This is a genomic window from Bradyrhizobium sp. WYCCWR 12699, from assembly GCF_032144035.1.
Taxonomy (GTDB): domain Bacteria; phylum Pseudomonadota; class Alphaproteobacteria; order Rhizobiales; family Xanthobacteraceae; genus Bradyrhizobium.
Window position 1 is genome coordinate 47,601 of sequence record NZ_JAVTJN010000032.1, and the last position, 23,959, is coordinate 71,559.

At 66.4% G+C, this 23,959-nt stretch carries 22 protein-coding genes; 8 read left to right on the forward strand and 14 right to left on the reverse strand.

What is annotated here, in order from left to right:
- Nucleotides 1-55: 55 nt before the first annotated feature.
- Both RPS27_RS14975 and RPS27_RS14980 read left to right on the forward strand, forming a co-directional pair.
- Complete coding sequence (locus RPS27_RS14975) at nucleotides 56-1,261, forward strand: CaiB/BaiF CoA transferase family protein (RefSeq protein WP_212068091.1); 1,206 nt, start codon at nucleotides 56-58, stop codon at nucleotides 1,259-1,261.
- A gap of 50 nt (nucleotides 1,262-1,311) precedes the next feature.
- Nucleotides 1,312-1,959, forward strand: coding sequence for a glutathione S-transferase family protein (locus tag RPS27_RS14980; protein WP_313754100.1), 648 nt, complete (start codon nucleotides 1,312-1,314; stop codon nucleotides 1,957-1,959).
- 3 nt (nucleotides 1,960-1,962) lie between these two features.
- Here RPS27_RS14980 and RPS27_RS14985 read toward each other — a convergent pair whose 3' ends face one another.
- The 6 genes from RPS27_RS14985 to RPS27_RS15010 all read right to left on the reverse strand — a co-directional run bounded on the left by RPS27_RS14985 (nucleotide 1,963) and on the right by RPS27_RS15010 (nucleotide 7,137).
- Nucleotides 1,963-2,127 (reverse strand): hypothetical protein, encoded by a 165-nt coding sequence (locus RPS27_RS14985; RefSeq protein WP_194406246.1) that lies wholly within the window; start codon nucleotides 2,125-2,127, stop codon nucleotides 1,963-1,965.
- 24 nt (nucleotides 2,128-2,151) lie between these two features.
- On the reverse strand, nucleotides 2,152-3,690 hold the full coding sequence (locus tag RPS27_RS14990) for a hypothetical protein (protein WP_212068089.1): 1,539 nt from the start codon (nucleotides 3,688-3,690) through the stop codon (nucleotides 2,152-2,154).
- Nucleotides 3,691-3,783: 93 nt separating this feature from the next.
- Nucleotides 3,784-4,740, reverse strand: coding sequence for a hypothetical protein (locus tag RPS27_RS14995; protein ID WP_212068088.1), 957 nt, complete (start codon nucleotides 4,738-4,740; stop codon nucleotides 3,784-3,786).
- Nucleotides 4,741-4,968: 228 nt separating this feature from the next.
- Entirely contained in the window at nucleotides 4,969-5,466 is a 498-nt protein-coding gene (locus tag RPS27_RS15000) for a TPM domain-containing protein (RefSeq protein ID WP_212068087.1), read from the reverse strand.
- 5 nt (nucleotides 5,467-5,471) lie between these two features.
- Nucleotides 5,472-6,392, reverse strand: coding sequence for a TPM domain-containing protein (locus tag RPS27_RS15005; protein ID WP_212068086.1), 921 nt, complete (start codon nucleotides 6,390-6,392; stop codon nucleotides 5,472-5,474).
- 136 nt (nucleotides 6,393-6,528) lie between these two features.
- Nucleotides 6,529-7,137 (reverse strand): LemA family protein, encoded by a 609-nt coding sequence (locus tag RPS27_RS15010; RefSeq protein ID WP_063197001.1) that lies wholly within the window; start codon nucleotides 7,135-7,137, stop codon nucleotides 6,529-6,531.
- A gap of 175 nt (nucleotides 7,138-7,312) precedes the next feature.
- Between RPS27_RS15010 and RPS27_RS15015 the strand changes: the two genes are divergently transcribed.
- Genes RPS27_RS15015 through RPS27_RS15025 form a run of 3 tightly spaced genes read left to right on the forward strand, consistent with a single transcriptional unit; the run spans nucleotide 7,313 to nucleotide 10,520 of the window.
- Nucleotides 7,313-8,164: an enoyl-CoA hydratase gene (locus tag RPS27_RS15015; protein ID WP_211418375.1), complete on the forward strand. Its 852-nt coding sequence runs from the start codon at nucleotides 7,313-7,315 to the stop codon at nucleotides 8,162-8,164.
- A 4-nt stretch (nucleotides 8,165-8,168) separates the two neighbouring features.
- On the forward strand, nucleotides 8,169-9,308 hold the full coding sequence (locus RPS27_RS15020; RefSeq protein ID WP_212068085.1) for an acyl-CoA dehydrogenase family protein: 1,140 nt from the start codon (nucleotides 8,169-8,171) through the stop codon (nucleotides 9,306-9,308).
- A 15-nt stretch (nucleotides 9,309-9,323) separates the two neighbouring features.
- Nucleotides 9,324-10,520: an acyl-CoA dehydrogenase family protein gene (locus tag RPS27_RS15025; protein ID WP_212068084.1), complete on the forward strand. Its 1,197-nt coding sequence runs from the start codon at nucleotides 9,324-9,326 to the stop codon at nucleotides 10,518-10,520.
- A 223-nt stretch (nucleotides 10,521-10,743) separates the two neighbouring features.
- Here the strand turns inward: RPS27_RS15025 and RPS27_RS15030 are convergent, their stop codons facing one another.
- From RPS27_RS15030 to RPS27_RS15040, 3 genes are all read right to left on the reverse strand, one after another.
- The gene (locus tag RPS27_RS15030; protein ID WP_212068083.1) at nucleotides 10,744-13,068 is read right to left on the reverse strand and encodes a xanthine dehydrogenase family protein molybdopterin-binding subunit; all 2,325 of its coding nucleotides are present in this window, start codon (nucleotides 13,066-13,068) and stop codon (nucleotides 10,744-10,746) included.
- 119 nt (nucleotides 13,069-13,187) lie between these two features.
- Nucleotides 13,188-14,063 (reverse strand): dihydrodipicolinate synthase family protein, encoded by an 876-nt coding sequence (locus tag RPS27_RS15035; protein ID WP_212068082.1) that lies wholly within the window; start codon nucleotides 14,061-14,063, stop codon nucleotides 13,188-13,190.
- 55 nt (nucleotides 14,064-14,118) lie between these two features.
- Nucleotides 14,119-15,081: a VOC family protein gene (locus RPS27_RS15040; protein WP_212068081.1), complete on the reverse strand. Its 963-nt coding sequence runs from the start codon at nucleotides 15,079-15,081 to the stop codon at nucleotides 14,119-14,121.
- Between the two features lie 187 nt (nucleotides 15,082-15,268).
- Between RPS27_RS15040 and RPS27_RS15045 the strand changes: the two genes are divergently transcribed.
- Together RPS27_RS15045 and RPS27_RS15050 are read left to right on the forward strand one after the other, a co-directional pair.
- Nucleotides 15,269-16,135, forward strand: coding sequence for a S1C family serine protease (locus tag RPS27_RS15045; RefSeq protein WP_212068080.1), 867 nt, complete (start codon nucleotides 15,269-15,271; stop codon nucleotides 16,133-16,135).
- Nucleotides 16,132-16,503 (forward strand): response regulator transcription factor, encoded by a 372-nt coding sequence (locus RPS27_RS15050; protein ID WP_212068079.1) that lies wholly within the window; start codon nucleotides 16,132-16,134, stop codon nucleotides 16,501-16,503. The genes RPS27_RS15045 and RPS27_RS15050 overlap by 4 nt, the downstream gene beginning before the upstream one ends.
- Before the next feature lie 6 nt (nucleotides 16,504-16,509).
- On the opposite strand, the gene RPS27_RS15055 is transcribed toward RPS27_RS15050, so the two are convergent.
- The 4 genes from RPS27_RS15055 to RPS27_RS15070 form a co-directional block, all read right to left on the reverse strand.
- Nucleotides 16,510-17,586 (reverse strand): HAMP domain-containing sensor histidine kinase, encoded by a 1,077-nt coding sequence (locus RPS27_RS15055; RefSeq protein WP_313754101.1) that lies wholly within the window; start codon nucleotides 17,584-17,586, stop codon nucleotides 16,510-16,512.
- On the reverse strand, nucleotides 17,573-18,265 hold the full coding sequence (locus RPS27_RS15060) for a response regulator transcription factor (RefSeq protein WP_212068077.1): 693 nt from the start codon (nucleotides 18,263-18,265) through the stop codon (nucleotides 17,573-17,575). The genes RPS27_RS15055 and RPS27_RS15060 overlap by 14 nt, the downstream gene beginning before the upstream one ends.
- 100 nt (nucleotides 18,266-18,365) lie before the next feature.
- Nucleotides 18,366-18,776 carry a hypothetical protein gene (locus RPS27_RS15065; RefSeq protein WP_212068076.1) on the reverse strand — a complete coding sequence of 137 codons (411 nt, stop codon included), beginning with the start codon at nucleotides 18,774-18,776 and terminating at the stop codon, nucleotides 18,366-18,368.
- A gap of 167 nt (nucleotides 18,777-18,943) precedes the next feature.
- Nucleotides 18,944-21,283: a Tex family protein gene (locus RPS27_RS15070; RefSeq protein ID WP_212068075.1), complete on the reverse strand. Its 2,340-nt coding sequence runs from the start codon at nucleotides 21,281-21,283 to the stop codon at nucleotides 18,944-18,946.
- 734 nt (nucleotides 21,284-22,017) lie between these two features.
- On the opposite strand from RPS27_RS15070, the gene RPS27_RS15075 reads away from it, so the two are divergent.
- Nucleotides 22,018-23,487, forward strand: a complete 1,470-nt coding sequence (locus RPS27_RS15075) for an amidase (RefSeq protein ID WP_212068074.1) — start codon at nucleotides 22,018-22,020, stop codon at nucleotides 23,485-23,487.
- An 84-nt stretch (nucleotides 23,488-23,571) separates the two neighbouring features.
- On the opposite strand, the gene RPS27_RS15080 is transcribed toward RPS27_RS15075, so the two are convergent.
- The gene (locus RPS27_RS15080) at nucleotides 23,572-23,892 is read right to left on the reverse strand and encodes a hypothetical protein (protein WP_212068073.1); all 321 of its coding nucleotides are present in this window, start codon (nucleotides 23,890-23,892) and stop codon (nucleotides 23,572-23,574) included.
- Between the last annotated feature and the right edge of the window lie 67 nt (nucleotides 23,893-23,959).

A 23,959-nucleotide genomic window follows, 5' to 3' on the forward strand; every position in this document is an offset into this window, starting at 1 on the left:
CCCGCGGCAATTCCAGCGCGCGGGAAACGACCGAAGCCAAGGGAGCGACGCTGCGATGGATAAGGGCATTTTTGCCGGCCTGAAGGTTCTGGACTGCGCGAGCTTCATCGCAGCGCCCGCGGCCGCGACCGTGCTGTCGGATTTCGGCGCCGATGTCATCAAGATCGAGCCGCCCGGCTCCGGCGACCCCTATCGCAACCTGCCGAACCTGCCGGGCTATCCCACCGGCGAGCACAATTTCGCCTGGCTGCTGGAAGCCCGCAACAAGAAGAGCATCGCGCTCGACCTCGCCAAGCCAGAGGCACAGGCGGTCCTCTACAAGCTGGTGGCAGAAGCCGACGTCTTCATCACCAACATGCCGCCGCCGGTGCGCGCCAAGCTCGGCATCACCTATGACCATCTCGCCCATCTCAACGACCGGCTGATCTACGCCTCCTTCACCGGCTACGGCGAAAAGGGCGAGGAGGCCAACAAGCCCGGCTTCGACAGCAACGCCTATTGGGCGCGCTCCGGCCTGATGGATTTGGTCCGGGCCGACACCGACACCACGCCGGCCCGCTCGGTCGCGGGCATGGGCGATCATCCCTGCGCCATGGCGTTCTATGGCGCCATCGTCACCGCGCTGTATCAGCGCGAGAAGACCGGCAAGGGCTCGCATGTCGCCTCCAATCTGATGGCGAACGGCGTGTGGGCCGCGAGCGTGCTGGCCCAGGCAAAGCTCTGCGGCGCCAAGTTCGGCGAGCGGCGCCCGCGCGAGCGCGCGCTCAACGCGGTTGCCAATCACTACCAGTGCAAAGACGGCCGCTGGCTGATCCTGTCGCTGCTGAGCGAGGAGAAGCAGTTTCCGACGCTGGCCAAGTGCCTGGGGCGCGAGGACCTGGTCAACGACCCGCGTTTCGCCACCAAGGCCGACCGCCACGCGCGTTCGGTCGAGCTGATCAAGATTTTGGACGAGACGTTTGCCACCAGGGATCTTTCCGAATGGCGAAAGATCCTCGACGGCAATGGCCTCGTGTTCGGCGTCGTCGCCATTCTCGACGACATCCCGAACGACAAGCAGATGCTCGACAACGAGGTGCTGGTGCCGTTCGAGAACGACACCATGCTGACCATCAACAGCCCGATCTGGATCGACGGCGCTAAGAAGGTGCAGCCGCGCAAGCCGCCGGCGGTCGGCGAGCACAGTGACGAGATCTTGCGCGGGGCTGGATACGACGAAGCGGCGATCAGGAAGCTGAGGGGGTCAGGGGCGGTCGGCTAGCGCCGTCGCTTCGGCAAACCTTGTCAGCAACGATACGTCTTGCGAGTTCCATGCCCGTCTACCGCCTGCACTACTTCCCCGAATCCGGCAACAGCTACAAGCTGGCGCTGATGCTGACGCTGTGCGGCGAGAGGTTCGAGCCGATGTGGACCGATTTTGCCGGCGGCGTCACGCGCACGGCGGAGTGGCGCAAGGCGGTCAACGAGATGGGCGAGATTCCCGTGCTCGAGATCGACGGCGTGAAGATGACGCAGACCGCACCGCTGCTGCTCAAGCTCGCCGAGCAATATGGCCGCTTCGGCGCCGAGACCGAGGAAGAGAAGTTCGAGCTGCTGCGCTGGCTGTTCTGGGACAACCACAAGCTCACCGGCTACATGGCGACCTACCGCTTCATGCGGGCCTTCACCGAGAACAGCGACCCGCAGGTGCTGAAGCATTTCCGCCGCCGGCTCGAGGACTTCCTCGGCATTCTCGACGGGCATCTCCAACACAACGCCTTCGCGATCGGCGCAAAGCCGACGGTCGCCGATATCTCGATGATGGCCTATCTGCATTATCCGAGCGACGAGCACGGCTTTGACTTCGCCGTGAGCCATCCCGCCATCCACGCTTGGCTCGGCCGCATGGCCGCGCTGCCCGGCTGGAAGCCGGCGTACGAGTTGCTGCCGGGCAAGCGGATGACGAATTACGCGAAGTGAAAGCTACCGGAGCGACAGCCAGCCCAGCGTGAACAGGACACCGCCGACGATGACGGCCATCGCGATCGCCCAGATGCTGACGCGGGCGCTGCCGGTGACCTGCTTGGCTTCCTCATTCTGCGCGATCTCGCGATTGCGCGCTTTGTTGGCGTTGCCCGTGTCCGTCATGGATCATCCAAATGTTGGTTAGGTCTAACGCGTCTTGATGAAGCACATGCCGATGCGGCGCGAGGCCGCGGCGGCCTGACAGGTGAGACCGTTAGCACAGGTCCATGACGTAAAACTCACATCTCGCGTTCCCGATCCCGCATCGGCCAAAGAACAATGCGCGCCCCAGCCATCCTGATACTCGCTTCCGGCGAGCTCGCTGCTGCCGCGGGTCTGCGGCCGGCTGGCAAATCCGCGTGAGAAATCAGGGCGTTTGCCCGTGGCGAAGGCGGCCAGGATGTCGCGGCGGCGGAGCTGATCGCCCAGGAAATGCGGCGACGCCGGCACGATGGTCGAATTGGACGGCTTGTCCGCCAGCCAGTCGACACCAGGGAAATGGAAGCCGCCGATGCCGCGGGTCTGGTGGCAGCCTGAGCAGGTGACATCGTTAAGACGGCGCTGGAAGCCTGCGACCGAGCGAATGTTCTGGAAGTCCCCGCGCGCGAAGGCCTGCTTCAGCGCGCCGACCACGTCGTTGTCGGCGAAGACGGAATCGTTGCTGCCCTCGCCTTTTCCCTCTCCCTGCATCATGCCGAACTCCGGCTGCAGCGCGGAGGCATCGAGGCCGGCGGGCGTCGGCACCACCGCGGCCCTGGCCAGGAATCTTTCCGGGATCAGCACCGTGCCGCGATCGAATTCGCGCAGATTCTCGGGTGCGAGCAGCCAATCCCTAAAATCGCGCCGCAGCGCTTCGCTGGCGAGGATGCGATCGCGGTCGATCTGATTTTCCAACGTCCCTTCCGCGAACGTCTTCGTCGCGGCGTCGTATTTGAACACCTTGAGCAGATAGTCGGAGCGGAAATCGTGCAGCGGCGATTTCGGCGCGATCGAGATCTGGATGTTGGTCTCGATGCGATCGAGCGTGGCATCGTCCTGGCCGCCGATCAGCTCCTGCCATTTGCCGTTGTCGAGCCAGCGCCGCGCGATCTCGGCGCAGCTGATCGGCTTGCCGTTCCCATCCCTCTGGCGCGGATCGCGCGCCCTCATCACCAGGTTGAGCGTCATCGGCAGCCGCGTTGCGGTCTTGCCGCCGTCCGGCTTGTTGTCGAAACGCGCCAGGCGATAGATCAGCCGGATCTCGCCGCAGGCTTCTTCGGCCGCGTAGGCACGGTCCATGCGGTTGACGATGCCGACCAGCACGAAACGCGCGTCGGGGGAATTCAGGTTGGCTCGATCGAACAGCTGCACGTCAAAGCCTTCGCCGACGCCGATGGTCTCGGTCGGCCAGGCCGCCTTCTGCTTGCCGACATAGCGCTCGAACTCCGCCTCGATCGCCGGCGGAATGTCCTTGAGCTGCGACAGCTCCGAAAACAACAGGTCCGTCGTCAGCGGACGATCCGCCTTGCGCTCCGGCGCAACCAGGCGCGAGATTGTGAGGACGTCGCTCTCATCGAGCCGGCGCAGCAGATCGGGATCGGTGATCGCCGTGCCGCGCATCAGCTGCGTCGTCTCCGCGGCCCGAAGCGAAGGAGCACCGCCGAACAACACGGCGGCAGCAACGAGAATTCGCAACGCGCGGCTCATGCCTTAGGTAACACCGCGCCGGCATGCCTATTCAAGCAAAAAGGCGCCTCACATCGTGGTGAAGCGCCTCTTCGAAAGTCGGATATCGAACGCTCAGCGCGAGACGATCAGCCCCTTGCTGGTGACGACGACCCAGCGGCCGTCCTGGCGACGGATCGCATCGACGCGACCGACGCCGGGGATGGGATCGCCGGGATAGACCTCGTAGAGCCCGTCGCGGCCCTCGATCAGCGCACCGCCATTGGCGGCGTTGCGCAGCCGCCAGCCTTCGACTGTCGGCAGACGGCCGACCTCGGTCTTGGGCGCGGCGGCCACCGGGGCCGGTGCGGCGGCAGCGGTCGCAACCTGGGTCGGCGCGATCGAGCCGGTGGTTTCCTTCGCGGGCGCAGCAGCGGCCTGCGCGGGAGCGGCGGGCGGCGTGGCGCGGAGCTTGTCGACGGCCTCCGACAGCTTTGCGATCTTGGCGAGCGGCTCGCCTTGCGCCTTCTCGAGCTTGTCGAGGCGGTCATTGGCCCGGTTGAACTGGCTGACGCCCGTCTTGGCGCTGTGCTCGACATTGGCCTTGAGCGCGACGAGATCGGCGTCGATCCGCGCGACCGACACATCGAGCGCGCTGGTGTCGGCGACCTGGACCGGCGCCTGCGCCGGGCTTGCGAAATGCATCATGCCGGCGGTTGCGAGCGCGCCGCTGATGGCGCCGACGCTGGCGGCGATCGCCACCACCGCGGCCATCGCCGACAGACGCCGCTTGCCAGCGGCTTCGCGCGGCTCGTCCGCCTTCACATGCGGGGCGAAATTCTCGCGGTCCCAGTTGCGCTCCGAGGGCGCCATGACGATGAGCTTGCCGGGCTTCGGCTCGGGCTGGGTTTCAACCTTGGGCTCAACCCTGGCTTCGATCTTCGGCGGCTCGACCTTCACCGGGTCGGGCTTTGGCGGCGCCTCGTGGTCGGGCGCGATCGAGGGGGCGTCGATCCCGGCAGCCTCGACAGCCTGCGGCGCGGTCGTCTCGGCTTCGACGACGCTCTTGTCCTGGGCAGCCTGCTCAGCCATTGGTTCGCTCACAGTTCAAATACTCCGCTCTGGATTGACCTTTTGGTAACTTTCATTGCTTGCGAAATCCTTACCTTGGGACCCGCTTACCGAAATTTTAGGAAGTCATCCGGGGCCGAATTGAGCCGGGAAGATGGAACCGGTGTGGCGGGCGTGAAACAATTTGTAATCGGGGCAAGATGAACGGCGGCGGAATGCGAGCCAGACGCCGTTACACATCACACTCCGTCACATCACGACCGGCGCATCCGGCAGCTCGTTCGGATGCGACGTGCTCGGCGGAAAGTGCCGCGCCAGCTCGCGCGACACTGCCTCAATGCCGGTGATGACGCCGCGCTCGAACTGGCCGGCAGCGAACTCGGCCTCCATGGCGCGGCAGATGCTTTCCCAGCCCGCAGCGCCGACCTTCGCGTCGATGCCGCGATCGGCGACGATCTCGACATCGCGGTCGGCGAGCAGGAGATAGATCAGGACGCCATTGTTGTGCGTGGTGTCCCAGATGCGCAAATGCGAGAACACATCGAGCGCACGCGCGCGCGCCGGCTGGTTGCGGAACAGGGGGCGGCCGTCGAGCGCGCCTTCGACGACGAAGCGAACCTGGCCGGAATGGGTGGCTTCGCCAAGCTCGATCGCCTGCTCGATGCGGGCGAGCACGGCTGGCGGAAAGATCTGTTTGGCCCGCCAATGATGCTGCACGAGATGCTTGGCGATGCGTTTGATGCTCATGACCGCTACCAGCTCCCCGAGGCGCCGCCGCCGCCAAAACTGCCTCCGCCACCGCTGAAGCTGCCGCTGTCACTGCTGCTCGACGAACCGCTGCTCCAGCCGCCTCCCGAGCTGCCGCTCGACCAGGCGCCGCCGCGCGAGCGGCCCGTGCCCGGCGTGATCGCCGAAAACAGATCGGCGATGAAGCCGATGATGAAGCCGAGACCGCCCAGCGCGAGGGCCAGACCGAAAGATCCGAGAATGAACCAGGTCAGCGTCGCAATGATGCCCCCGGTCACCAGCGATCCGAGCAGCCGTCCCAGCATGGCGCGGAAAGCGCCGCCGATGCCTACCGAGACGAACAGCGTGACGATAGCGAGCGGTGCGAGATCGTCGAGGTTGCCGAAGTTCACGGTCGGCGAGGGAACCGGCAAGGGTTCACCGTCGATCACCCGGATCATCCGCTCGACGCCATCCGAGATGCCGCCGGTGAAATCGCCGTTCCTGAATTTCGGCGTGATGATCTCGTCGATGATCCGCCGCGAGGTGACGTCGGTGAGCGCACCTTCCAGGCCGTAGCCGACCTCGATGCGCAAATGCCGGTCGTTCTTGGCGACGACGAGGATGGCGCCGTCGTCGATTTTCTTGCGGCCGATCTTCCAGGCCTCCGCGACGCGGATCGAGAACTGCTCGATCGTCTCCGGCTGAGTGGTCGGCACAATCAGGACCGCGATCTGGCTGCCCTTGCGCGTCTCGAAGTCGCGCAGCTTTTGCGACAGCAAGGCGATGTCGCCGCTGGAGAGCGTGCCGGTCTGGTCGACGACGCGGCCGGTGAGCTGGGGAACGGCGACGTCGGCGAAGACGGGGAACGCGAGGGCGAGGAGGAGTGCGAGGGTGAGGACGCACGAGGCGAGCACCGAATACGCCCGCCACAATCTCGCTGTCATCGCCCGGCTTGACCGTGCGATCCAGTGTTCCAGAGACGCCAGCGGGATATGGAGAAGCCGCGGCGTACTGGATTCCCCGCCTTCGCGGGGAATGACTGCGGTGGGTGAGGCCTGGCGCATTCGTGAAGCGGCGCGCTTACTTCGACGGCGCTGGCGCCGGATTGAAATCCACCTTCGGCGCGGTCGAGATCTCCTTCTCGTTCGCCACCGAAAAATTCGGCTTCTCCTTGTAGCCGAACATCATCGCGGTGAGGTTGCTCGGGAACGAGCGGATGGTGACGTTATAGTCCTGGACCGACTTGATGTAGCGGTTGCGCGCCACCGTGATGCGGTTCTCGGTGCCTTCGAGCTGCGACATCAAATCCTTGAACAGCGCGTCGGACTTGAGCTGCGGATAGTTCTCGGTGACGACCAGCAGCCGCGACAGCGCACTGGAGAGCTCGCCCTGGGCAGCCTGGAACTTCTGGAAGGCGGCGGGGTCGTTAAGCACCTCGGGCGTTGCCTGGATGCTGCCGACCTTGGCGCGCGCATTGGTGACGCCGAGCAGCACGTCCTTTTCCTGCTGCGCAAAGCCCTTCACCGAATTGACGAGGTTGGGCACGAGGTCGGCGCGGCGCTGATACTGGTTCACGACCTCGGACCAGTTGGCCTTGATCTGCTCGTCCTCGCTCTGGATCGCGTTGTAGCCGCAATTGGTGAGGCTCAGCGAGGCCAGCGCCGCCAGCACGGTCAGGATCTTGCGCATCAAATTTCTCCCGGTGGAATCCGGCGCAAACTACCAGATGCGACCCGCAAGGCGCCAGACATCTTGCATCCTTCCCAAGGCGCGAAAAGCAGCCGACTGACGCAAGCCTCTTGCCTATCCCTGACCGACATAGTCAACTTGGCGAAACAATTAAGACAGAACTGGGGGAAGCGCGATGACCTCGTTCGAGACCATCCTCGTGGAGCGGCCCGAGCCCGCTATCACAAGGGTCGTGATGAACCGGCCCGAGGCGCGCAATGCGCAGAACCTGCAAATGACCTACGACCTCAACGCCGCCTTCGACGCGGCGGTGCAGGATGATGCGGTCAAGGTGATCATTCTCGCCGGCAGCGGTCCGCACTTCTCCTCCGGCCACGATCTGCGTCCCGGGGGCAAGAACACCGCCGGGGTCGATTTCCCGCCGATCGGAAATTGGGGCGGCTTTGCCGAGCCGAATGCCCATGGCCGCTTCGCGCGCGAGCAGGAAATTTATCTCCAGATCACGCGGCGCTGGCGTAACCTCGCCAAGCCCACCGTCGCCGAGGTCCACGGCAAGTGTATCGCCGGCGGGCTGATGCTGGCATGGGCCTGTGACCTCATCGTCGCCAGCGACGACGCGCAGTTCTGCGACCCTGTCGTCACCATGGGCGTCTGCGGCGTCGAATGGTTCGTGCATCCCTGGGAGCTCGGCCCGCGCAAGGCCAAGGAGTTCCTGTTCACCGCCGACAGCTGGAGCGCTCAGGAGGCGCACCAGCTCGGCATGGTCAACCAGGTCGTGCCGCGCGCGGAGCTGTCGGCACGCGTGCTGGACCTGGCGCGCCGGATCGCGGCAAAGCCATCCTTTGCGCTGAAGATGACCAAGGAGGCAGTGAATCGCTCGGTCGACGTGATGGGCCAGCCGGCCGCGATCGACCAGGCCTTTGCGCTGCATCAGCTCTGTCACGCACATAATCTTCAGGAGTTCGGCATGATCGTCGATCCTTCCGGCCTGCATCCCTCAGTGCGCAAGCCGCCGGCGGCGGAGTAAGAACATGGACCTCAATCTCAGTGACGAGCAGAAGCTGCTGCGCGACAGCGCGGAGCGCTTCATAGCCGGCAGCTACCATGCCGATCACCGCCGCAAGATGGCGAGCGATCCGCTCGGCTTCAGCCCTGCGGTGTGGAAGCAGTTCGCCGAGCTCGGCTGGCTGGCGCTGCCGATCCCCGAGGAGTTTGACGGGCTCGGCGGCGGCGCGGTCGAGATCGGCATCCTGATGGAAGCGTTCGGCCGCGGGCTGGTGTCGGAGCCCTATGTCGCGACGGTGGTGCTGGGAGCCGGGCTGCTCGAAAGATGCGGTACGGCCGAGCAGAAGCAGGCGAGCCTGCCCAAGGTCGCCGACGGATCGCTGAAGCTTGCGTTCGCGCATTCCGAGCGCGCCGCACGGTTCGATCTCGCTGAGGTCGCGACATCAGCGACCAAGACCGCGCAAGGCTGGCGCCTGTCCGGCAGCAAGATCGCGGTGCTCGACGGCCATGCCGCCGACGAGATCATCGTCTCGGCGCTCGTCCACGACCATCACGGTCCTTCGGGGCGGATCGGCCTGTTCGTGCTGCCGGCGACGGCGCCGGACCTTGCGATCTCCGACTACGCGCGCCTCGGCGGCGGACGGGCCTGCAACATCGAATTGTCGGACGTGCACCTGCCGGAAGACGCGCTGCTCGGCGACGGTCACGATGCGCTGCCGGCGATCGAATGGGCGGTCGATCGCGGCATGGCCGCGCTGGGCGCGGAAGCCGTCGGCATCATGCAGACGCTGCTCGAGACCACGCTCGACTACACCAAGATCCGAAAACAGTTTGGCCGGCCGCTCTCCGCCAATCAGGTCATCCGCCACCGCCTCGCCGATATGGCGATACAGGTCGACGAGGCGCGCTCGATGGCGTTGCGGGCCGCGCTAAAGGTGGATGCTGCGCCGACCGAGCGCGCCCGCGCGGCTTCCGGCGCGAAGGCGAAGATCGGCAAATGCGCGCGCTTCGTCGGCGAGCAATCGATCCAGCTTCACGGTGGCATGGGCGTCACCGAAGAGCTCGAGGTCGGCGCTTATTTCAAGCGCCTCGTCGCCTTCGACACGCTGTTCGGCGGCAGCGCGCACCACTATGCGCGCCACGCCGAGCTTGGCCGCAGAACCTGACCCTGGGAGCGCCTCATGGACCTCACCTTCAATGCCGACGAGCGCGCCTTCCAGAGCGAAGTGCGCGGCTTCATCGCCAAGAATCTCACCGAGGAGATGAAGCGCGCGACCGCGCTGACGCCGTCGGTGTTCTCCGACCCCGATATTGGCATGGCCTGGCAGCGCGCGTTGCACGCCAACGGGTGGGGCGCGCCGGGCTGGCCGGTCGAATACGGCGGGCCGGCCTGGACCCCGGCGCAGCGCTGGATCTTCGAGACCGAATGCGCGCGCGCCGGCGTGCCCAATGTCAACGTGATGGGCGTGAAGATGGTCGGGCCCGTCATCATCGGCTTCGGCTCGCCGGAGCAGAAGAACTTTTACCTGCCACGAATCCTCTCCGGCGAAGACTACTGGTGCCAGGGTTATTCCGAGCCGGGCTCCGGCTCCGACCTCTCCTCGCTGAAGACGCGCGCGGTGCGCGACGGCGACGACTACATCATCAACGGCACCAAGATCTGGACCACGCATGCCCACCACGCCAACCGCATGTTCGCGCTGGTGCGCACCAGCGACGGCGAGCGTCAGCAGGACGGCATCAGCTTCATCCTGATCGACATGAAGAGCCCGGGCATCACCACGCGGCCCATTCTCACCATCGGCGGCGACCACGAGGTCAACCAGGTGTTCTTCGACGACGTCCGCGTGCCCGTGGCCAACCGCGTCGGCGACGAGGGCAAGGGCTGGACCTACGGCAAATACCTGCTCGAATTCGAGCGCGGCTCGGGCATCGCATCGGCGAAGCTGCGCGAGGGGTTGAAGGCGATCGCGGACCTTGCCGAGTCGGACCTGACCGGCCGCGCCATCGACAGTCCCGATATCGCCAGCCGCATCTCCGAGGTCGAAATCGACATCGACGCGCTGGAGATGACCGAGCTGCGCGTGCTCTCGGCGTTGCAGACCGGGCAAAATCCCGGCGCTGTGTCGTCGATCCTGAAGCTGCGCAACAGCGAGATCCGCCAGGCCGTAACGCGTTTAGGCGTCGATGTGATCGGCCACGACGCGCTCGCGGTCGAGCCGATGCGTCCGCTCTACAGGCTCAATCACGAGCCGGCGACGCCTGAGGAGATGCTGACGGTGGTGCCCGAATATCTCAACGGCCGCGCCTACACCATCTTCGGCGGCACCTCGGAGATCCAGCGCGACATCATTGCGAAGATGATGCTGGGGATTTGAGGGCTGCTGCCTGGCCCGCATTAGCGCGGCACCCTCCGCTGTCGTCCCGGACAAGCGAAGCGCAGATCCGGGACCCATAACCACGGGCGGACGTGGCTACGAGGACTTGGAGTTATCAGCTTCGCACCACAACACTCCCTGTGGCTATGGGTCCCGGGCTCGCGCTTCGCGCGCCCCGGGACGACAGTTGGGTGTGTGGCGCAGCGGGTCGCGGAGCAACGCGCTACCCCGCCGCCTTCGCGTCCCTGATCGCCTGCCACACCTTCTGCGGCGTCAGCGGCGTGTTCAGCTGGGTGATGCCGAGCTCGGCGAGCGCGTCCATTACGCCGTTGGTGACGCAAGGCGGGCCACCGATGGCGCCGGATTCGCCGCAGCCCTTGGCGCCGAGCGGATTGGTGCGGCAGGGCGCGGTGTCGTCGAGCGTCACCACGATCGGCGGCACGTCGTCGGCGCGCGGTATGCAGTAGTCCTGGTAGCTCGCGGTCAGCAGCTGGCCGTCGGCATCGTAGGAGACGCCTTCGTACAGCGCCTGGCCGATGCCCTGCGCGACGCCGCCATGGATCTGCCCCGTCACCAGCATCGGGTTCACCGCAACGCCGACGTCGTCGACCGTGATGTAGCGCACGACCTTGGAGACGCCGGTCTCCGGGTCGATTTCGACCTCGCAGATATGCGTGCCGTTCGGCCAGCTCGGGCCATCGACCTCGCCCTCGGAATCGACGCTGAGCTTGGCGCCGCTTTCCTTCTCGGCGAGATCGAACAAGCTGATGCGGCGGTCGGTGCCGACCACGGTGAGCATGCCGCCCTGATACTCGATGTCCTCGATCGAAGTCTCCAACACGTTGGCAGCCTTCTCGCGCGCCTTCTGGATCAGATCGTTGGAGGACACCGCGACCGCCGTGCCGCCGACGAACAGCGAGCGCGAGCCGACGCTGCCGAAGCCCATGGCGAGATCCGTGTCGCCTTGCACGACATCAATCTTGTCCATGGCGATGCCGAGCGTGTCGGAGATCATCTGGGTGTAGGTGGTCTGCAGCCCCTGCCCCATCGCCATGGTGCCGGAATGCAGCACGACGCGCCCCTGAGAGGTCGCGTGCAGGCTGACCTTCTCGGTGTGGGCGCGGCCGCCGGTCCATTCGATATAGGAAGTGAGCCCGCGCCCGTAGAGCAGGCCCTTCTTCTTCGCCGCCTTCTTGCGCGCGGCAAAGCCGTCCCAGTCCGCCAGCTTCACGGCGCGGTCGAGCATGTGCGCGAAGGCGCCGGAATCGTAGACCTGGCCGGCCGCATTGGTGTAGGGCAGCTGCGCCGGCTTGATGTAATTGGCCTTGCGGATCGCACGCGGATCCATGCCGATCTTTCGCGCGGCGGCGTCGAACAGCCGCTCGACGATGAAGACGGCCTCCGGGCGGCCCGCACCGCGATAGGCCCCGACCGGCGCGGTGTGGGTCATCACCGACTGCACCTCGAAATGCACCAGCGGCAAATCATAGACGCCGGTCTGGACGAACGGCCCGAGCACCAGCGGGATGATGTTGGCCGCGCCCGAGGAATAGGCGCCGGTGCAGCCGATCGACTTGACGCGATAGGCCAGCACCTTGCCCTTTTCGTCGAGCGCGAAGGAGGCGGTCGAGGTCAGATCGCGGCCATGGGTGCCGCCGACGAATTCGTCTGTGCGATCGCCGCGCCAGCGGATTTTCTTGTTCAGCTTGGTCGCGGCATAGGCGACGATGCCGTCCTCGGGATAGAGATTGGTCTTCTGGCCGAAGCCGCCGCCGATGTCGCCGACCAGCACGCGCACGCTGTCCTTGGGGCGCTTGAGCACGGCCTCCGCCAGCACGTCGCGGGTCGAGGCCGGCGTCTGCGACTGCACGTGCAGCAGGAGACGACCGCTCTTCTTGTCGATCTCGGCAATGGTCGAGCGCGGCTCCATCGCGGAGGGCACCAGGCGCTGGCTGACGAGATCGAGCTCGACCGTGTGCGCGGCCTTGGCGAAGGCCTCGTCGACCTTGGCGGCATCGCCGTAGGACATCGCGCCGACGATGTTGTCGGGCGCCTCAGGCCACACCACGGGCGCGCCGGGCTTGACGGCCTCGACCGGATCGACCACCGCGGGCTGCACGTCGTATTCGACCACGATCGCTTCGGCAGCGGTCTGCGCTTCGGCGCGCGAGGACGCCACCACCGCGGCGACAGCCTCACCGGCGTAGCGCACGACCTCGTGGGCGAGCAGCCGGCGCGGCGGCACCGTCATCGGCTTGCCGTCGGGGCGCTTGAAGATGCTCAAGGTCGGGATGCTGCCGACATCGTCCTTGACGAGGTCGGCGCCGGTGTAGATCGCGGCAACGCCCGGCATCGACGCTGCGGCGCTGGTGTCGATCGAGACGATCCTGGCGTGGGCATGCGGCGAGCGCAGCACATACAGCCACAGCGCACCCTCCTCTGGCTTGTCGTCGATGAACTGTCCCTTCCCGGTCAGCAGCCGCTGGTCTTCCAAACGCTTGACGGGCTGGCCCGCTCCGAAACGCAAATTGCCGGGAAGAATATTCATTCCGTGGGGTCCTCAGGGTCTTTTCGAAACTGCGGGCAGCCTTTTAGCGGATCGATCAAAGGCATGCCAGCCGCGGTTTTGGGCGGCGAACCCACGGATTTGTCATGCCGGGGTAGCGGCTATGCCAGCTCCTTCAACGCCGCCTCGACGACCTTGCGCGCCTCTGATGTCAGCGGGGCCTGCGGCGGGACGGGATCGCCGACGTCGTAGCCCTGGATCGCAAGTCCGGCCTTGATGCAGGCGGCGAGGTTGAAGCGGGCGAAGGCTTCGTTGATGCGCCACAGCCGCCGCTGCAGCGCCATGGCCTCGTCCCAGCGGCCGGCCTTGCCGAGCTCGTAGAGCTTGACGCTCTGGCGCGGGATGATGCAGGCCGGGCCCGCCATCCAGCCGAGCCCGCCGATCAGCATCACCGCGGCCGGGATATGGGCGGAGGCCGAGAACACCCGCAAGGCATCGCCGCAGCGATTCATGATCGAGAGCAGCCGGCCGGTGTTGGTCGAGGCGTCCTTGATGTAGCCGATGCGCGGATGCTCGGCGAGGCGCGCGATGACATCGAGGGTCAGATCTGAACGCTGGAATTGCGGGTTGGTGTAGATGACGACGGGAATGTCGACGGCATCCGCAATGGCTCGGAAGTAGGATTCGACCTGGGCATCGGCAAGCGGGAAATACGCCTCCAGGATCGCCAGAATGCCGTCGGCGCCGAGCTTCTGATAGGCCTTCGCCTGCGCGACCGCGTCCGCCGTCGAGGTCGAGGCGACGCCGGCGATGACAGGCACCCGGCCTTTCGCGGCCTCGATCGTGGTCTGCACGACGGCCATCCGCTGCGCGGCACCGAGGTAGGCGAATTCGCCGGTCGAGCCCAGCGGCGTCAAGCCGTGCACGCCGGCGCCGATCAGATCGTCGCAGAGCTTGGCGAGCACTTCGGTGCGCACGCTGCCGTCGGCATCGACGGGAGAAACGAGATAGGGGAAGACGCCGTGGAATTCGGACATGTCGGGGGCTCCGGAAGCTGGACCCGACGGCTATTAGCAATGCCCGCCCCGGCGATCAAACCTTGAGCAAGCGCACTCGCGTGCCCCAGGGATCGACGGCCTCGAGGCCGCCCGCCAGCACCGTGACCTTGACGCCGCCCTTGCGCAGGCGCTCTTCCTGGGCGGCGAGCAGCTCCTGCTTCGCCATCACCAGCGAGAACCAGGCGAGGCCGGTCGTGGACTCGTCGCGCTGGCCGGCACCCTGGCTCTGCCAGACATTCATGCCGAGGTGATGGTGATAGCGGCCCGACGACAGGAACGCCGCCCCGCTGCGGCTGCGGGTCGGATCGAGGCCAATCGTACCATGATAGAAATTGCCGGCCCGCGCGAGATCGCCGACCCGCAGATGCATGTGGCCGATGCGCAAGCCCTCCGGCGCCCCGGCATAATCGGACACGCGCGTATTGGTCAGCGACAGCAGGTCGGGGATGTTGAGCTCGTCGGTCGCCATCTTGACGCTGCCCTCGCTCCATTGCCATTGCGAGGGATCGCGGTCGGCATAGACCTCGATGCCGTTGCCTTCGGGGTCGTCGAGATAGACGGACTCAGAGACGAGGTGATCGGCGAAGCCCGACAGCTTCACACGGTGCGAGGCGGCATGGACCAGCCAGCGCGCGAGATCCTTGCGGGTCGGCATCAGGAAGGCGGTATGGTAGAGGCCGGCGGCGTTGCGCGGCTCGATGGCCGCATCGGGACGGGCCTCCAGTACCAGCAGCGTGATGCCAGATGTGCCGAGCTTCGCCGCGGTCGCCGAGCGCTCCATCACGGTGAGACCGATGACGTCGCGATAGTAGTCCGCGACCGCATCGAGATTCTTGACCCGCAGCGTCACCATGCCGACCCGCATCGGCGTGCGGCTGGCATAGGTCGGCCCGCCCTGCGGCGTGCCCTCGGCGCGCGCCGCCGCCGCGGCCGCCATGGCAAGCGAGGTGGCGCCGGCGAGTTGCAGCAGGGTGCGGCGGGTGAGGTCGACGGTCATGAGGGCTCGCTGAAAACGTTTGAGGCCATGGGCGCAATTTTCGGATTGCTACACGTTCCCGTGAGGCGCTCCCAATCACATATTCGTCGGCAATGGTCTTGAAGAGGCCCGTCCGGTCCTGGCCACCCGGCCAGTTTCGCAATCGCCCGCGAGATCCCAGATTGAGGACAACTTACAGGAGCCCACCATGACTGATCCTAGTCCCCTGTCCTCGCTATCGTCCGCCCTCGTGGACCTCGTGGCGCGCACTGCGCCCTCGATCGTCTCCGTGCATTCGCACCGCTCCCGCGCCACCGGCTTTGTCTGGAAGAGCGGCCTGATCATCACCGCCGACGAGGCGCTCGCCGACGAGGGCGAGGTCGAGATCGGCCTTGCCGACGGCAGCCGGGTCGCCGCCACCATCGTCGGGCGCGACCACACCACAGATATCGCGCTGCTCCGCGCCGACGTCGCGACGGTCCCGGTCAAGCTCGCCGCAACCGTCCCGCCGCTGGGCGCGTTGGCGGTCGTGGTCGCCACCAACCGCGAGACGCCGAGCGCGGCGCTGGCGATGGTGTCGGCGTCCGGCAATGGCTGGCGCTCCTTGCGCGGTGGCGAGATCGATGCGCGGATCGAGCTCGACGTTCGCCTGCGTCCAGCCCAGCAGGGCGGCCTGGCGCTCGATGCATCGGGGCAAGTCTTCGGCATGGCCGTGCTCGGCCCGCGGCGCGTGCTGGTGATCCCGACCGCGACGATCGAGCGCGTCGCGGCCCAGCTCGAGACACGCGGCCGTATCGCGCGCGGCTATCTCGGCCTCGGGCTGCAGCCGGTGCGGCTCGAGGACGGCGTCGGCGCGATGGTGATGAATGTCGACAAGGCCGGGCCTTCCGCCGCAGCCGGCATCCGCCAGGGCGACGTCATCGTCGCCGTCAACGACCAGAAACTATCGGGCGTGCGCGCACTGTCGCGAACCCTCGGTCCTGCGAGCGTCGGCGCGGTGGTCGATGTCGCGGCGCGCCGCGGCGGCGAGCCGGTCAGCTTCAAGGTCACGGTCGGCGAGAGGCCGGAGGCGTGAGCGAGGACAAGACGCCGGAGATCGTGCTCGCCCTGGAGATCGACGACCCCGCCCTCGCCGATCGCCTGGCGGCCTTGCTCGGCAATGTCGCCGGGCTGCGCCTTGCCGTGCCCGGTGAGCAGGCCGCGGCAACGATCCTCGCGCGCGATCCCCGCCTCATGCCCGACGACATCGCGCTGACGCAGCGCGAGCTCGACGTGCTGGCGCTGATGGCCGAGGGCGCCTCCAACAAGATGATCGCGCGCCGGCTCGGCATCTCCGTGCACACCGTCAAATTCCATGTCGGCTCGCTGCTCGACAAGCTCGATGCCACCGGCCGCACCGATGCGGTGGCGCATGCGGCGCGCCGCGGCGTGATCGAGCTGTGACGGACTCTATGGTGCTGATGCCTTGGGGAAGCCGAGCTCGACAGCGAGCCCCGGTGCATTGTCGCGCAAGGCGATTTCGGCGCCATGAAGACGCGCGACCGCGGCGACGAGGCTGAGGCCGAGCCCGTTGCCCGGCGTGTAGCGGCTTTGTTCGAGCCGGTAGAAGCGCTTGAAGACGTGATCGCGCTGCTCGGCGGGAATGCCCGGGCCATCGTCGGCGATGGCGATCATCGCGCCGCCGCCGGTGCTCCGGCAGGTCACGGTCACCTGCCCGCCTTTGCAGCCATGCTTGATCGCATTGTCGACGAGATTGGCGATGGCATCGAACAGCAGGTCGCGATCGCCGGTGATCGGTACCTGGCGGTCTCCGGCCAGGCTGAGCTTGGTCGCAACCTGCTCGGCGGCGGCATCGTAGAGCTCGACCACCTCGCCTGCGATCTCGGCGAGGTCGAGCGCGCGGAAAGCCCCTCGGCGGGCGCGGGTCTCGATCTCGGAGATCCGGGTGATGGACGCGAACATGCCGAGCACGGCATCGAGATCGGCGATGGTGTCGCCGATCAGCGCGGCGTCAGCTTCGCTGTTGCGCGGCCCGTGATAAGCCTTTTCCAGCCGGCCGCGCATCCGCGTCAGCGGCGTGCGCAGATCGTGGGCGACGTTGTCGCTGACCTGCTTGACCTCGCCCATCAGCGTCTCGATGCGGTCCAGCATCTGGTTGAGGTTCTCGGCGACGCGGTCCCATTCATCGTTACTGCCGCGCAAGGGGATGCGCTGGTCGAGGCCGGACAGCATGATGGCGCGGCTGGTGGCATTGATCTGTTCGATCCGCCCCACCGTGCGCCGTGTCACCAGCACGGCCGCGAGACCCGCGAGCACCAGCAGCAGCACGGCAACAGCCGCCATTGCGAGCTCGATCATCCCGGTGAAGCCGTCATGATCGACGGCGTGGCCGATCCGGCCCTCCACATAGGCGAGCGTGCCGAAATAGACATAGGCCATGATCGCCGCGACGATCAGCCCGAACGCCGCGATCGCGATCAGCGCCAGACGGAAGGTCGAGGAGCGGAGCGTCTTAGCCAGGAGCACGGAGGCAATATCCGATGCCGCGGATGGTGTGGATCAACGGATAGGCCTGGGCATCGTCGACCTTGCGGCGGACGCGTCCGACATAGACGTCGATGATGTTGGTGGAGGGATCGAAATGCAGGTCCCAGACGTGCTGGAGCAGCATCGCGCGGGAGATCACCCTGCCCTCGTTGCGCGCGAGATATTCGAGCAGCTGGAATTCGCGCGGCAGCAGCGAGATCCTGCGGCCACGGCGGCTCGCGCTGCGCGCGATCAGGTCGATGGCGAGATCGCCGACCCGCAGCAGCGTCTCCTTGGCGATGGTCTCGCTGCGGCGGCCGAGCGCCTCGAGCCGCGCCAGCAATTCGGTGAAGGAGAACGGCTTGACGAGATAGTCGTCGCCGCCGGCGCGCAAGCCCCGCACGCGGTCGTCGACCTCGCCGAGCGCCGAAATGATCAGGAACGGCGCCGCGACGCCGTCATCGCGTAATTGCCGCATCACGCTGATGCCGTCGATGTCGGGCAGCATCCGGTCGATCGTGATCACGGCATAATCGCGTGCGGCGCCGTGGCTCAGGGCTTCGCGCCCCGTCGCTGCAAGATCGACGTCGTAGCCCGAGGTCGTCAATTCCTCGACGAGCTGGCCTGCGGTTTCCGGATCGTCCTCGACGACCAGGATGCGACGGTGACCTCCGGTCATGCAAAACTCCGCGCGACGATCGCCACCAGACTATTCCGTTCCGGGGCTGGACGGAACCGCCCGGTGGCGACCGCGACAATGGTGCGGTACGGCAATGCGACTACCAATAGTCTCCGCACACATTGACCCATTGCCATCCATAGGGCGTCCAGCTCCGGCGCCAGCAACCATCATTATAGCCGGCGTAGAAATAGGGAGCGCCGAAGACGGCGAAACGGCGGAAATGATGATGGCGAAAGAAGCCGTGGTGGCCGTGCCAGCCGGCGCCAGCGAAGCGCGGCCCGATCGCGGCATGCGCAAAGCGTGCGCCGCCGAAGGCCGGACCGCCGGCATGAGCGAAGCGCGCGCCGCCCATCCCGCCGACATGCATGCCGCCGGCGAAATGGCCACCGCCACCGAAATGTCCGCCGCCGAAGCCGCCATGCCCGCCGCGTGCGAACACGGGTGAAGCAACCGCCATCACCGCGGCGATCGCCGCCGCCGTGAGACCCGTGAGAAGCCTGTTGTTCATCGAAGCGTCCTCCTTGCGGTGCGGCGGTCTTGACGCCGCACGAGGACGATCAGATGAGAGGAAGGGACTGGCCGCTTCAACTTACAAACGCGCCAGATTCTGACGCGGATGTCAGGGAGGGGCGCGCTCCGACCTCTTCCCGCAGAAGGGCGGGGAGAGTTAAGAAGCTACACCCTCTTCCCGCCGTTCTTCTCGGCTGCGCGGCGCAGCGCTTCGGCGAGGGCGCCGCCACCACCGGACGACTCCTGCTTGCGCGGCGCAGACGAACTCATCCGGCTCGCATTTCGCGAGCTGTTGTCGCGCTGCATGCCGGGGGCGTCCTTCTTGGCGCCGACTTCGTCGTCGAGGCGCAGCGTCAGCGAGATGCGCTTGCGGGCGACCTCGAAGTCCAGCACCTTCACCTTGACGATGTCGCCGGGCTTCACCACCTCGCGCGGATCCTTGATGTAGGTCTTGGACATCGCCGAGATGTGCACGAGGCCGTCCTGGTGCACGCCGATGTCGACGAAGGCGCCGAACGCGGCGACGTTGGTCACGGTGCCCTCGAGGATCATGCCCTTCTTGAGGTCCTTGATCTCCTCGACGCCCTCCTTGAACACGGCCGCCTTGAACGCGGGACGCGGATCGCGGCCCGGCTTTTCCAATTCCTTCAAGATGTCGGTGACGGTCGGCAGGCCGAAGGTCTCGTCGACGAAATCCTTCGGCTTCAAGGTGCGCACGATCTCGCTGGAGCCGATCAGCGCCTTGATGTCGCTCTTGGTGGCCGCGAGGATGCGGCGCACCACCGGATAAGCCTCCGGATGCACGCCCGAGGCATCGAGCGGGTCCTCGCCGCCGAGGATGCGCAGGAAGCCCGCGCACTGCTCGAACGCCTTCGGCCCAAGCCGCGGCACCTCCTTCAGCGCCTTGCGCGACTTGAACGGGCCGTTGGCGTCGCGGTGCGCCACGATGCTCTGGGCCAGACCTGAGCCGACGCCCGACACGCGCGCCAGCAGCGGGGCGGAGGCGGTGTTGACGTCGACGCCGACGGCGTTCACGCAGTCTTCGACGACGGCATCGAGCGACTTGGCGAGCTTGGCCTGGCCGAGGTCGTGCTGGTACTGGCCAACGCCGATCGCCTTGGGCTCGATCTTGACGAGCTCGGCCAGCGGATCCTGGAGCCGGCGCGCAATCGAGACCGCACCGCGCAGGGTGACGTCGAGGCCAGGCAACTCTTCCGAGGCGAAGGCTGAGGCCGAATAGACCGACGCACCGGCTTCCGACACCACGATCTTGGTCATCTTCAGCTCAGCGAGGCCCTTGACGAGATCGCCTGCGAGCTTGTCGGTCTCGCGCGAGGCGGTGCCGTTGCCGATCGCGATCAGCTCGACTTTATGCTTCATCGCGAGTCGCCCAAGCGTCGCGAGCGACTCGTTCCATTGCCGCTGCGGCTCGTGCGGATAGATCACGGCGGTATCGACCACCTTGCCGGTCGCGTCGGTGACGGCGACCTTGACGCCGGTGCGGTAGCCGGGATCGAGCCCCATGGTGACGCGGGTGCCGGCCGGCGCGGCCAGCAGGAGGTCGCGCAGATTGGAGGCGAACACCCGCACCGCCTCGGTCTCGGCGGCGTTCCACAGCCGCATGCGCAAATCGATGTTGAGATGCACCTGGATCTTGGTGCGCCAGGCCCAGCGCACGGTGTCGATCAGCCAGCGATCCCCGGCGCGCTTGAGGTCGGCGATGCCGAACCGCTTCATGATCTTGAGTTCATAGGCGCTGGGCACGCCCGGCGGCGGCGCCTCGGCCTCGGCCTGAATTTGCAGGTCGAGGATCTCTTCCTTCTCGCCGCGGAACATTGCGAGGATGCGGTGCGAGGGGAGCTTCGTGAGCGGCTCGGAGAAGTCGAAATAATCGGCGAACTTCTCGCCCTCGGTCTTCTTGCCGTCGCGCACCTTGGAGGCCATGCGCGCATTGGTCCACATCTCCTCGCGAAGCGCGCCGATCAAATCGGCGTCCTCGTCGAAGCGCTCGACCAGGATGGCGCGGGCGCCGTCGAGCGCAGCGGCGGCATCGGCCACGCCCTTCTCGGCATTGATGAAGCCTTCGGCCACGACCTTCGGATCCTTGCCGGGTTCAGCGAGGAGCTGGTTGGCGAGCGGCTCGAGCCCGGCTTCCTTGGCGATCTCCGCCTTGGTGCGGCGCTTCGGCTTGAACGGCAGATAGATGTCCTCGAGGCGCGCCTTGCTGTCGGCGGCCATGATCGAGGCTTCCAGCGCGGCATCGAGCTTGCCCTGCTCGCGGACTGATTCGAGGATGGCCTTGCGGCGGTCTTCGAGCTCGCGCAGGTAACCCAGGCGCTCCTCCAGGGTGCGCAATTGCGCATCGTCGAGCGCACCGGTCGCTTCCTTGCGGTAGCGCGCGATGAAGGGAACCGTGGCGCCGCCGTCGAGCAGCGTCACCGTCGCCTCGACCTGCTCCGCCCGAACCCCAAGCTCCTGCGCAATTTTCTGGTTGATATTTGCCACGCGAGAATCCCTCTATCCAAGCCCCCCGTGCGGCGGCGAACCACCGGCCACGGGACGCCGCTTATGGACCAACCAGGGTTGATTCATCAAGGTACGGCGAAGGGCCGTCGACAAGGGATTTTTTGTCGAGATGATGCGATCTCGCCACATTCTTGGGGACGGCGGCGCAAGCGTTGCTGTGCTCGCGTGTCTCGGACGCGCTGCAACGCCCTTGGCGTTGCGGCGCAGAGCCGGGATCCAGAAAGCGGCCCGGCACGCAGCGACATGGGCCCCGGCTCTGCAGCGCACCGCACCGGACGATGCTTCACATCGCCGGCACGCTGCGCTGCGTCCGGGGCACGAGAGAGGGTCTGGCACTCGCTCTCTCCACGCCGTCATTGCGAGCGCAGCGAAGCAATCCTGAGTCTTTCCACGGAGGGATTCTGGATTGCGGCGTCGCATCAGCGCAAAAATGCTACTCTTGCGCCGTGCCCACGATTTTCTTCCGTCGTGAAAGATCGTAGGCAGCCTTGCGCTTTGCCACCCTGCGATGCCCGCGGTTGTGACACGCAGACACGGCCTCCTCATGGCCCTACCGCCGCCGGCCAGGTTGCAACGATCGCACCACTGCCGGATCGAGACGCAGCCTCGCGACCCCTCCGCCCCGCGCAACCCTGCCCCTCGCGCCCGCTCAGTTGATTCAGGCGGTCCCTTGCGAAGAAGGTGGCGCCGCACCTTGAGGAGATCAGGACTTCATGACCTTGCCGATGAGCTGGACGGAATGGGCACAGCACGATGGCGTCGCGCTGGCGGGGCGCGTCCGCAAGGGTGAGCTGACGGCGCAGGAGCTGGCGCGCCAGGCCGCCGCGGGGGTCGCCAAGGTCAATCCGGCGCTGTCGGGCGTGGTCGAGCTGTTCGAGGACGTGATCGCCGATCCCGCGAAGGACGGCGCCAATCTCGCAGGTCCCTTCGCCGGCCTGCCCTTCCTGATGAAGGACCTCGGGCCGACCATGAAGGGCCGGCTGCAGGAAATGGGCTCGCTGTTGATGCGCGGCAATCGCGCCAGCGCCGACACGTTCCTGACCGGTAAATTCCGCCAGGCCGGCCTCAACCTGATCGGCCGCACCACCACGCCGGAATTCGGCGTGTGCTCTTCCGCCGATAATCCCGCCGTCTACGTCACGCGCAATCCCTGGAATACCGATTACACCACCTGCGGCTCGTCGGCGGGCAGCGCGGCGATGGTTGCCGCCGGCGTGGTGCCGATTGCGCATGCGACCGACGGCGGCGGCTCGATCCGCATTCCCGCTGGCGTCAACGGCAATATCGGATTGAAGGTCTCGCGCGGCGTGTTCTCGCTCGCGCCGCACATGTCCGATCTCACCGGCCTCGTCTCGATCCAGGGCTGCCAGTCGCGTTCTGTGCGCGACACCGCCGCCTTCGTCGATCACGCGCGAGGACCCGCGCCCGGCGAGTTCATGCCGTTCTGGACCACGGCGCAGCCTTATACCGAGATGATCAAGCGCGATCCGTCGAAGCTGCGCATCGCGCTGTCGCACACCTGGGGCGATTACACCGCGACCCCGGAGCTCGCGGCCGAGCTGGAGAAAGCCGGCCGCTTCCTCGAAGGCCTCGGCCATCACGTCGACTATGCGCTGCCGGAGATCGACCTTCCCGCCGCCTTCGCCGCGCAGACCACCTGCTACATCAGCAATTTCGCCGTGGTGATCTCCAACATGCTGGCCGCACGCGGGCTGGAGAAGCCGCCGGAAGATCTGATCGAGCCCATGAACATCCGGATCTGGGAAGCCGGCCGGCACACGACCTTCGCCGAGCGCGCGAAGATGCAGGGCGTGTTCAACACGACCTCGCGCGGCTTCGGCGCCTTCTTCGAGCAGTGGGACGTGATCCTGACGCCGATCACCGCGCTGCCGACGCCGAAGGTCGGCACGAAGGAATATCTCACCATCTCCGACAATCCCGATGTGCGCGACTGGTTCGACAATCTCTGGCGCTTCTTCGCCTTCACCCCGCTCGCCAATCTCTGCGGCATGCCGGCGATCTCGATGCCGATGGCAGCCCAGGAGCACGGCCTGCCGCTCGGCATCCAGGCCATCGCCAAGCAGGCCAATGACGGCCTGCTGCTGCAGCTCGCCGCCCAGATCGAGCGCGCACTCGACGGCAAGTGGAACGGCGGCAAGAAGCCGAAGGTGCATGTGGGCTGAGGCGGAGCCGGTCCACCTCGCGTCGTAGCCCTGATGGAGCATGCTCCATCAGGGCTACGCGCCCCATCGTCAAAAACGCTGATCTCAGTTCTTGACCGCCGGAATCTCCTCCGCTGCCGGCTGCTGCTGGCCCTGCTTGTACATCGCCAGCGCTTTTTCGAGGGCCTCACGCAGCGCCAGCGCCGCGGCGACGCTGCAACGCAAGTGAGCGGTCTGGACCACGTCGACCCTGACGGCCGCGCCGACCGGCATCAGGAGGTTTGCGGCGAGCTCGATCTGGATCGCGCCGTTGTGATGGCCGAAGCAGGACGCGCCGTCGAAATAGATGATCGGCGCCCGCTCCGAGCTGGAGCTCGAAATGGTGACGGGCCCCTGATTGGCGGCGGGCGTTTCGGGGTCGGCCATGGGCACTCCTTGCAGCTAACGACGAACGAAGCACCCACCATCGGCGCTTCGGTCCGCTCTGTCGAGG